Raw genomic sequence first — 9,306 nt, 5'->3', positions numbered from 1 at the left:
CTCCGCCGCGCGGGTCGCCGCGCTGCTCGCCGCCGACGGGTACGGCGGCAGCCCGATGACCGTCCTGGAACGCCTCGGCGGTCCCGAGGAGCGCGTGGTCTCCGGGACGGCGGGCGGCTGGGCGCTGCCCGCGACGCACGACCTGAACGTCGTCGCGGTCGAGTGCCGGGCCGATCCCGGGACCGTGCCGCTGCCGTGCGTCCCCGGCCTGCCCGACGACGCCTTCGCGCACGACGGCCAGCTCACCAAGAGGGAGGTGCGCGCGGTGACCCTGTCCCGCCTCGCGCCCGTCCCCGGCGAGCTGCTCTGGGACGTCGGCGCGGGCGCCGGGAGCGTCGCGATCGAGTGGATGCGCGGGCACCGGGCCAACCGGGCCGTCGCGGTGGAGCGTGATCCCGCCCGCGCCGCCGGGATCGCCGGGAACGCGGCCCGGCTCGGCGTCCCGGAGCTGAGCGTGGTGACCGGGCCGCCCCGCCGCGCTCGCCGGTCTCCCGTCCCCCGACGCCGTCTTCGTCGGCGGCGGGCTCACCGTCCCCGGCGTGCTGGAGACCTGCTGGGTGGCGCTGCGGCCCGGCGGCCGGCTGGTGGCCAACGCGGTGACCGTCGAGTCCGAGTCCGTCGTGGCCTCCTGGTACGGCGAGCTCGGCGGGGACCTGGTACGGCTGGCGGTCAGCCGGGCGGCCCCGCTCGGCGGCTTCACCGGCTGGCGCCCCCTGATGCCCGTGACGGTCTGGACGGCGGTCAAACCGACGGAGGAGGAGAGATGACGGTCCGGTTCATCGGGGCGGGGCCGGGTGCCGCGGACCTGATCACCGTGCGGGGGCAGCGGGCGATCGCGTCCTCGCCCGTGTGCCTGTACGCCGGGTCGCTGGTCCCGGCGGAGCTCCTGGCCGACTGCCCGCCCGGCGCGAGGCTGGTCGACACCGCGCGGATGACCCTGGACGAGATCGTCGCGGAGATGCTCGCCGCCCACGGGGCCGGGCGCGACGTGGCCCGGCTGCACTCCGGGGACCCGTCGGTGTTCAGCGCGGTGGCCGAGCAGATGCGGCGGCTCGACGCCGCGGCGGTGCCGTACGAGGTGATCCCCGGTGTGCCGGCGTTCGCGGCGGCGGCGGCCTCGCTGAAGCGGGAGCTGACCGTGCCCGGGGTGGGCCAGACGATCGTGCTGACCCGGACCTCCGCGCGGGCCACCCCCATGCCCGAGGGCGAGGACCTGGACACGCTCGGCCGGAGCCGGGCCACGATGGTGCTGCACCTGGCCGTGCAGCGGATCGGGCAGGTCGTCGGCGAGCTGGTCCCCAACTACGGCGCCGACTGCCCGGCGGCCGTGGTGGCCCGGGCCGGCCGCGACGACGAGGTGATCCTGCGCGGCACCCTCGCCGACATCGCGGAGCAGGTGGAGGCCGCGGGCATCGTCCGCACGGCCGTGATCGTCGTCGGCCGCGTCCTGACCGCCTCGGAGTTCCCCGACAGCCACCTCTACTCCGCCGCCCGCTGCCGGGACGCGTAGCGGAGGGGCGGGCGGGGTCCGGCCGGTTCGCTGGTTCGCCGGGTTTCCTCAACTGCCCGGCTCGCCGGCCGATGAGGGAGACCCGGACTCCATGGAAGGAACGGGCGATCTCGTGCTCTCGCGCGCCCGGCTGCGGCGCCGGCCGTCACCCGCCGGTCGCCGGCCGTCCCCCAGGGGGCCGATCGGCGGCCGGGACATGCGGCAAGGAGGAACCCGATGAACCCGTCCCCACCCGAGGCGGCGGCCCGCCCGGCCGTCCATCCCCGTGCCTGGCTGGGCTTCCTGCTGCTGGGAGGCGTGCTGACGGTGGCCGCCTCGATCGTCACCGACCGGTCGCCGAGGGTGGAGGCGCTGTTCTGGGGGCTGGGGCAGGCGGCCTCGGTGCTGGCGGTCTTCGAAGGCACCCGCCGTCACGGTCTGGCGCGGTCGCGGCCCTGGCGGCTGATGCGCGGCGCCGTCGTGGTGGCCTGGGCGGCCACCACGCTGGGCTGGGGCGTCGGAGGCGTGTGGCTGGGCAGCCCCGAGCTGCTGGAGATGTACCGGATCGGCACCCTGGGCGCCTACGTCCTGTCGCTGACCGCGTTGATCGCGCTGAGCCTGCAGGGCGACGGCTCCCGCTGGGCGGCCCTGCTGGACGGCGGCATCATCAGCGTCGGGGTGGCCATGCCGCTGTGGACCTTCCTGATCGCCCCGGCGATCGCCGGCAGCGGCCGGCTGACCACCGCGTTCGTCTTCGCGCTGGCCCCGCCCGTCATCGACCTGTTCGCCTTCGGCGTCATCACCCGGATGACCCTCGACAGCCGCCGGGCACCGTGGCTGCGCCTGCTGAGCGTCTCCTACCTCGTCCTGTTCGCCGCCGACGGCGTCTACCTGCTCAACCAGGTGGCCGACCGTCCGGCCGGTCCTCTCACCACGGCCGGCTGGCTGGGCTGGTCGGTGCTGATCGGGGCCGCGGCGCTGCACCCCAGCCTGGCGGGCGCCGGCCGGATCGGATCCGCCGCCGCCTCCGGCCGGAACCGCGTCCGGATCTTCCTGGCGGTGGCGCTGCTCAGCCCGGCGGTCTCCATCCTGGGCGGATGCTGCAGAGCACGAACGGCGTCTCCTCGCACGGCGACCCGGCGGTCACGGTGCTGACCCTGATCCTGGCCGTCCTGCTGGTGCTGCGGTTGAGCGTGGTGGCCGGGATCGCCGAAACCCGGGCCGCCGACCTGCGCGACGCCCTGCACCGGCAGGACGTCCTGCGGCGCAGCCTGGCACACCGCGCCTCCCACGACCCGCTGACCGGCCTGGGCAACCGCGCCCTGCTGGGAGAGGCCTGCGGGGCGTCGTCGCCGACCACGCCGCGCACCCCGGCGGGCCCGCCCCCGCGCCTGCTGCTGCTGGACCTGGACGGGTTCAAGGACGTCAACGACACCTACGGCCATCCCGTCGGCGACGAGTTGCTGACCGTCGTGGCCCGCCGGCTGCGCGGCCTGACCGCCGACGGGCAGATCCTGGCCCGGCTCGGCGGCGACGAGTTCGCCATCGTGTTGCCCGGCGCCGACCTGGGCACCGCCACGGCCGCGGCCGAACGCGTGCTGTCCGCGGTGCGCGCCCCCTACGCCATCGACGGCCGCGAACTGTATGTGACCACCAGCATCGGCGTCCTGGCCGAGAGCTCCCCGGCCACCGCCAGCGACGCCCTGCGCGACGCCGACCTGGCCCTGTACGCGGCCAAGGCCGCGGGCAAGAACCAGATCGCCGTCTTCGACCACGCCCTGCGCGCGGAGCGGCTGCACCACGCCGCGATCGCGACGGGCCTGCGCCAGGCCCTGGCCGCGGACGAGCTCAGCCTGGCCTACCAGCCCGTCGTCGACCTCGTCTCGGGCGGCATCTACGCGGTCGAGGCGCTGCTGCGCTGGACGCCGACCGGGGGCCGGCCCATCCCGCCGGACGTGTTCATCCCCGTCGCCGAGGACACCGGGCTGATCGTCGACATCGGCAGGTGGGTGCTGGAGCAGGCCTGCGCCGACGCCAAGCGGTGGCACGAGCGCCACGGTATCGCCGTGACCGTCAACGTCTCCGGCCGGCAGCTGCGCGAGCGCACCTTCCGGGAGATGGTCGTGGAGATCCTGACCCGCCAGGCGCTGCCGCGCAACGCGCTGACCATCGAGGTGACCGAGAGCATGCTGCTGGCCACCAGCCAGGCCGAGACCCGGCGCATCGTGGAGGTCCTGGCCGACCTGCGCGCCCACGGGGTCCGCATCGCGCTGGACGACTTCGGCACCGGCTACTCCTCGCTGGCCTACCTGCGCACCCTGCCGGTCGACATCCTCAAGATCGACCGATCGTTCACGGCCCCGCTCACGAACGCGGACCACCGCCAGGCCCGGGCGTTCACCAGGGCGATCGTGGAGCTGGCGGCCAGCCTGGACCTGTCCACCGTCGTCGAGGGCGTCGAGTCCCGTGAACAGGCCGGCGTGCTCCAGCAGATGGGCTGCCCGCTGGCCCAGGGCTACCTGTTCTCTCCGCCCGTCTCCCCACGGGAGGTCGACGACCTGCTCCGGGCCGTCCCGTGGCGGAACGCCGCCTGACCGGCGTCAGCGCTTCCAGGCCGGCCTCCGGCACCCGGCGGCCGGCGGAGGTCCGCGGGCACGGCGTCGTCAGCCGCTGTCCCGCACCCTCCAGACCGGCGCCCAGGCCGCCGAGGATCGCCGTGCCGCTGCGCCCACGGAATCCAGGTCCGCGTCGATCGCGGGACCGGGTGCGCTCCGGTGAGGCGATCACTCTCTCTGGCGGCCACGAGTGCCGCCTCGCCTCCCGTCAGTCCCTGTGAGGGGTGACCAGCCCGGTCTCATAGGCCAGGGCGACGGCCTGGGCGCGGCTGGACAGCCCGAGCTTGGTCATCACCCGGTTCAGATGGGTCTTGACCGTCGCCTGGCTCACGCACAGCTCGGAAGCGATCTCCCCGTTGGACAGCGCGCGGCCGACCATGCACAGAACCTCGGCCTCTCGGGCGGTGAGCGCGTCGAGCCGGCCCTCCGGGGCCGGGGAGGACCGGGCGCGGTCGCCGGTGTAGGCCTCCACGAGGCGGCGGGTCACGGTGGGGGCGAAGAGCATCTCCCCTGCGGCGACCGTGCGGATCGCCTCGATCAGGGACTGCGGCTTGGTGTCCTTCAGCAGGAACCCGCTGGCTCCGGCCTTGACCGCGCCGTAGACGTACTCGTCCAAGTCGAAGGTGGTCAGGATGAGGACCCGGGGACCGCCGCGCGCACAGATCCGCCGCGTCGCCTCGATCCCGTCCATGCGTGGCATGCGCACGTCCATCACCACCACGTCGACCTCGGTCTCCTCCAGCATGCCGAGTGCCTCCCGGCCGTCGCCGGCCTCCCCGACGACCTCGATTCCGGGTTCCCGGCGCAGCACCAGGCGGAACCCGGTGCGGACCAGTTCCTGGTCGTCGGCCAGTAGGACACGGATCACTTCCATGACAGTGTGACCTCCACCCGGAAGCCGCCATGGGGCAGCGGGGCGGCGTGCGCGGTGCCACCGAACATCGCGGCCCGCTCTTGGAAGCCGAGCAGGCCGTGGCCGGAGCCGCGCAGCCGTACCGCCCCCGGCGCGCCGCACGGTCGGTTCCCGCCGTCGTCGGTCACCTGAATGCGCAGTCGATCGTCCTCGTAACGGAGAACCACGTCGGCGGTAGCGTCCTTTCCGGCATGTTTGAGCGTATTGGTCAGGGCCTCCTGCACGATCCGGTAGGCGGCCAGGCCGAGGGCCGCCGACGTCTCCCGGACCTTTCCGCCGACGCGCATCCGCACGGTCAGCGGGAGCCGCTCCACCAGGTCCCCGATTGTGTCGATGCCGGGCTGGGGCGACACTGGCGCGTCCCTGAGCACTCCCAGGAGCAGGCGCAACTCCCCGAGGGCGGTGCGGCCGGTCTGGCCGATCGCCTCGATGGCGGTGGCCGCCTCGGCGGTGTCCTCGTCGAGCAACGCGGCTGTGGCCCCGTCGGACTGGACGACCATGGCGCTGACGTTGTGCGCCACGATGTCGTGCAGTTCCCGGGCGATCCGCACCCGCTCTTCGGCCAGAGCGAACTGTACCTGGTTCTCCTTCGCGCGCGTGATCGCCTCCATCTCCGACCTCCGCAGCCGACCGAGCCCCCATGCGCCGGCGCACGCCGCGAAGGACATCGTGAACAGATCACCGGGCGTGGCCGATTGGGGAAGCGGCAGGAGGGGCGAATCGGTCCATGCCCGGGCCACCGAGAGCGCGGTGGGGAGCAGCGTGCCGGCGAGGAAGAGGAGGGGCCACCCCGACGAGGTCCACCGGCCCGCGGTGTAGAACATGAGCATCAGCGCGGTCGAAGTTCCCAGCTCCGCCCAGGAGGCGTTCCACTCCGCCCACACGTCCCACCGGCCGCCGGCGAACCAGAGCGTCCAGACCAGGGCGAGCACGGGGAGGGGGTGCCTGCGCCGCCACGCCAAGGCGGCGTAGGCCAGCAGGTCACCCCAGAAAGGCAGGGGCAGGTGCTGCCAGTCGGTGACGTCCTGCTCCTGGTACGGGGTCTCGAACAGCAGGTAGCCGCAGGCGACCACGGCCAGGGCCGAGTCCGCGATCCGGTGGTCGTTCCACCATCCCCGCAAGTCTCGTAGCACGAGTTGACATTATTGCGGCACTTGTTCCACTCGTGTCCAGTAAACCGGATCGTCGGCCGCGCTCCGGGTCGTTCGGGAAGGCGGCCACCGAGCCGCCGGGGCCCGATCCCGGTCGCGGAGAGGCGGCGCACGGGGGACGGGTGTACCACGCTGGTTGTACGCGGACGCTACGACCGGCATCGTACGGAAGATCGGTCCGCGGGCTGACGATCTACCTGCGCCGCGCTTTCTACTCTTGTTCCCGTGAACGTCGGGCGGGGCCGCATCAGAATAGGAGGAAGCGAGCCGCCGAGGATTTCGCGGGCAAGTCGGCCGTATTTCCTCTCCGCCTGGCCGAAGTCGTGCCCGGTGCGCCGTCACCGTGCCGGAGAACACCATCGGAAAGGGCTCTCTGAATGAAGAGGACGTTGAAGGTCTCCGCCGCTCTCACCGCCTCGGCGGTCGCGCTCGTGGCGTCTGCGGGCGCGGCTCACGCGGCGCGACCGGTGAAGGCGCCCGCTGCGGCCCAGGCGCCTCGGGCCGCGGCGGGCACCGCGCCGTCCTGCGTCAAACGCCAGATCATCGGCGTCGCGGGAGGAATTGCGGCTCGCGTGAGCAACGGATGCGGAAAGGCGATGCGGGTGAAGGTGCTCGTCAAACGAGGGAAAGACAGCCCCTGCTGGAGAATGCAGCCGAATCAGAAGAAGCTCTGGATATTCGTTCCGCAGAGCTCCTTTCCGAAGTACGAGAAGACCGTCACATGCTGAGAGCGGCATACGGTTTCGCGTCGCTTCGGAACGGGATCCCGCCGGCCGCGGGAGACCGTGCCGTTCCCCCTACCGATATCGTGCGGTCTCCGTCGACCGCCCGAAAGAAAGGCTGGAGAATGAGAATGAATCTCGTCGGGTCGATCGTGGTCGCGTCGGGGGCGGCGCTCGTGCTCGCTGCGGGACCCGCCACCGCACAGGCCGGACCTCCGCGGGCCGCCGCGGGCCCCGCCGTGCTCGCCGCACCGACGGGTCACGCGATGACCGCGGCGGGGGCGCCGAAGCCCAGCGTCAGGTGGCTCTGCGGGAAGGCCCTCGTCAGGCGGCTCATCCCCGCCTGCACGCACGGCAAATGGGAATTCGTCACGATCAAGAAGATGAGGTGTCTGGGGGGGCACGGACCCTATGTCGGAATCACCGGTCCGGCGAAGCTCGCCTACTGGGCGCACAGGTGTTTCGAGCAAGGCGAATGGGAGAAGTGGTGATCATCCGGCGCGGCCGACGATCACCCCAGCGCGGTCGATGACCACCACGTCCACCTCCACCGGCGCCCCGCGCAGCACGCCGGTGGAGGTGGCGCGGGCCCGCTCGGCGACCAGGTCGCCCAGGGGCAGGCCCGCCTCCTGGCACAGGCGCAGGGCGTGCAGGGCGGTGTTGGCCGACAGGACCCGCCCGGCCAGGGCGTCGTCCCCGCCCGCCGCGCGGGCCAGCTCGGCGAGCAGGCCCGGATTGACTTGGGAGCGGCCGGAGTGGAGGTCGAGGTGGCCGTCGGCGAGTTTGGAGAGCTTGCCGATCCCCCCGGCGATCGTCAGCCGGGGCACGGGATGCCGCCGCAGGTACTTCAGCACCGCCCCGGCGAAGTCGCCCATGTCCAGCAGCGCGTCCTCCGGCAGGCCGTACAGCTCGGCGGCGACCCGCTCGGAGGTGCTGCCGGTGCACCCGGCGACGTGCGCGTGCCCGGCCGCGCGGGCCACGTCGATCCCGCGCCGGATGCTGTCGATCCACGCCGAGCACGAGTACGGCACGACGACGCCGGTGGTGCCGAGGATGGACAGGCCGCCCAGGATGCCCAGGCGGGGGTTCCAGGTCCTGCGGGCCAGTTCCTCGCCGTGCTCCACGGAGATCTCCACGACCACGTCCCCGGTCCCGCCGCAGCGGGCGGCCACCTCGGCGACGTGCTCGCGCATCATCCGCCGGGGGACCGGGTTGATCGCCGGCTCGCCCACCTCCAGCGGCAGGCCCGGCTTGGTGACGGTGCCGACGCCGGGACCGGCGGCGAACACCACGCCGCCGCCCGGGACGCCGTGCCGTACCGTCGACGAGATCAGCGCGCCGTGCGTCACGTCGGGGTCGTCGCCCGCGTCCTTGACCACCGAGGCCGTCGCCGCGCCCGCGGCGAGGGACTCCCGCGCCAGCGCGAACGCCGGGCGCCGCCCCTTCGGCAGGACGATCTCCACCGGGTCGGGGAACTCACCGGTCAGCAGCGCCGTGTAGGCGGCGGCGGTCGCCGCCGTCGCGCACGCGCCGGTGGTCCAGCCGTGGCGCAGGGGTCCGCTCACCGCCCGGCCGCCTGCCGGTACGGTGTCCCGGTGATCGGGCACGCGAGGGGGAGGACCCCGGGGACCCGGCACCGGAGAACGCGGACGCGCCGCGGGGGGAGAGGGGTGACGGGGTGCTGAACGTCCTGGTGCTGGGCGGCACCGACGAGGCGAGGAGGCTGGCCGCCGCGCTCGCCGGTCGGCCCGGGACGCATGTGGTGTCCTCCCTGGCCGGCCGGGTGCGCGACCCGAGGCTGCCGGTGGGGGAGGTGCACGAGGGCGGGTTCGGCGGTCCCGACGGGCTCGCCGCCTGGCTGGCGGAGCGCCGGATCGGCGCCGTGGTGGACGCCACGCACCCGTTCGCCGCCCGGATGACCGCCTCGGCGGTCGAGGCGGCCCGCCGTACCGGGCTCCCGCCGGACCCTCAGCCGATGATGTCCTCGATGTCTCCGGCGATGGTGTCGGCCTGGGGTCCCACGACCACCTGGACGACGTTGCCCGCGGCCATGACCCCGTGGGCCCCGGCCGCCCGCAGCGCGGCCTGGTCGACCTTCGAGGCGTCGCGCACCTCGGTCCGGAGCCGGGTGATGCACGGTTCGATGTCGATGATGTTCTCCGCGCCACCGAGCCCCGCGATGATCGCGCCGGCGTCTGCCGCCATGTCGTCCTCCTGCTTCGACGGTCCCCGACCAGCCTAGGTCCGGGCGTCAGTCCGTCTGGGTCACCTTGTTGAGGCCTCGCGGCGCGTCGGGGTCGATCCCCAGCCGGCGCGAGAGCGCCTCGGTGAGCAGCTGGCCGGGGAGACGAGGCCGAGCGGGGCGACCCACTCGGGCAGGTCGGGCCCGTTCAGCGCCGCCGTGCCGGCCGCCGCG

The 9,306-nt window shown here is 73.6% G+C and carries 10 protein-coding genes and 2 pseudogenes; 6 read left to right on the top strand and 6 right to left on the bottom strand.

Translation table 11 applies throughout. The annotated features are described in order from the left end of the window. Positions 1-529: hypothetical protein (locus tag ACWJ6R_RS23010; protein WP_449064215.1), on the bottom strand; the 529-nt coding region annotated here is incomplete at its 3' end. A gap of 10 nt (positions 530-539) precedes the next feature. Here ACWJ6R_RS23010 and ACWJ6R_RS23005 point away from each other — a divergent pair. The 4 genes from ACWJ6R_RS23005 (at position 540) to ACWJ6R_RS22990 (ending at position 4,083) form a co-directional block, all read left to right on the top strand. Continuing rightward, positions 540-767 (top strand): hypothetical protein, encoded by a 228-nt coding sequence (locus ACWJ6R_RS23005; RefSeq protein ID WP_449064214.1) that lies wholly within the window; start codon positions 540-542, stop codon positions 765-767. Then, on the top strand, positions 764-1,510 hold the full coding sequence (cobM, locus tag ACWJ6R_RS23000) for a precorrin-4 C(11)-methyltransferase (protein ID WP_449064213.1): 747 nt from the start codon (positions 764-766) through the stop codon (positions 1,508-1,510). The genes ACWJ6R_RS23005 and cobM overlap by 4 nt, the downstream gene beginning before the upstream one ends. 216 nt (positions 1,511-1,726) lie before the next feature. Further along, the gene (locus ACWJ6R_RS22995) at positions 1,727-2,644 is read left to right on the top strand and encodes a hypothetical protein (RefSeq protein ID WP_449064212.1); all 918 of its coding nucleotides are present in this window, start codon (positions 1,727-1,729) and stop codon (positions 2,642-2,644) included. Further along, positions 2,587-4,083, top strand: coding sequence for a putative bifunctional diguanylate cyclase/phosphodiesterase (locus ACWJ6R_RS22990; protein ID WP_449064211.1), 1,497 nt, complete (start codon positions 2,587-2,589; stop codon positions 4,081-4,083). Before ACWJ6R_RS22995 ends, ACWJ6R_RS22990 begins: the two co-directional genes overlap by 58 nt. Positions 4,084-4,312: 229 nt before the next feature. Here the strand turns inward: ACWJ6R_RS22990 and ACWJ6R_RS22985 are convergent, their stop codons facing one another. Beyond that, a complete protein-coding gene (locus ACWJ6R_RS22985; protein ID WP_449064216.1) occupies positions 4,313-4,972 on the bottom strand; it encodes a response regulator in 660 nt (219 codons plus the stop codon). Beyond that, complete coding sequence (locus ACWJ6R_RS22980) at positions 4,969-6,150, bottom strand: sensor histidine kinase (protein WP_449064210.1); 1,182 nt, start codon at positions 6,148-6,150, stop codon at positions 4,969-4,971. The genes ACWJ6R_RS22985 and ACWJ6R_RS22980 overlap by 4 nt, the downstream gene beginning before the upstream one ends. Before the next feature lie 395 nt (positions 6,151-6,545). On the opposite strand from ACWJ6R_RS22980, the gene ACWJ6R_RS22975 reads away from it, so the two are divergent. Then, positions 6,546-6,896, top strand: a complete 351-nt coding sequence (locus ACWJ6R_RS22975; RefSeq protein ID WP_449064209.1) for a hypothetical protein — start codon at positions 6,546-6,548, stop codon at positions 6,894-6,896. A gap of 485 nt (positions 6,897-7,381) precedes the next feature. On the opposite strand, the gene ACWJ6R_RS22970 is transcribed toward ACWJ6R_RS22975, so the two are convergent. Further along, entirely contained in the window at positions 7,382-8,455 is a 1,074-nt protein-coding gene (locus ACWJ6R_RS22970; RefSeq protein WP_449064208.1) for a cobalt-precorrin-5B (C(1))-methyltransferase, read from the bottom strand. A gap of 113 nt (positions 8,456-8,568) precedes the next feature. Here ACWJ6R_RS22970 and ACWJ6R_RS22965 point away from each other — a divergent pair. Next, positions 8,569-8,838: pseudogene (locus ACWJ6R_RS22965) on the top strand (precorrin-6A/cobalt-precorrin-6A reductase); the annotation flags it as partial. Positions 8,839-8,858: 20 nt separating this feature from the next. Here ACWJ6R_RS22965 and ACWJ6R_RS22960 read toward each other — a convergent pair. Together ACWJ6R_RS22960 and ACWJ6R_RS22955 are read right to left on the bottom strand one after the other, a co-directional pair. Then, complete coding sequence (locus ACWJ6R_RS22960; RefSeq protein WP_189235307.1) at positions 8,859-9,095, bottom strand: glucose PTS transporter subunit EIIB; 237 nt, start codon at positions 9,093-9,095, stop codon at positions 8,859-8,861. Between the two features lie 46 nt (positions 9,096-9,141). Next, positions 9,142-9,306 (bottom strand): annotated as a pseudogene (locus ACWJ6R_RS22955) (SIS domain-containing protein); the annotation flags it as partial.

It is taken from the genome of Planomonospora algeriensis (genome assembly GCF_977012225.1).
Note: the sequence above shows the minus strand (reverse complement) of the source record. Positions and strands in the feature narration are given on the sequence as shown.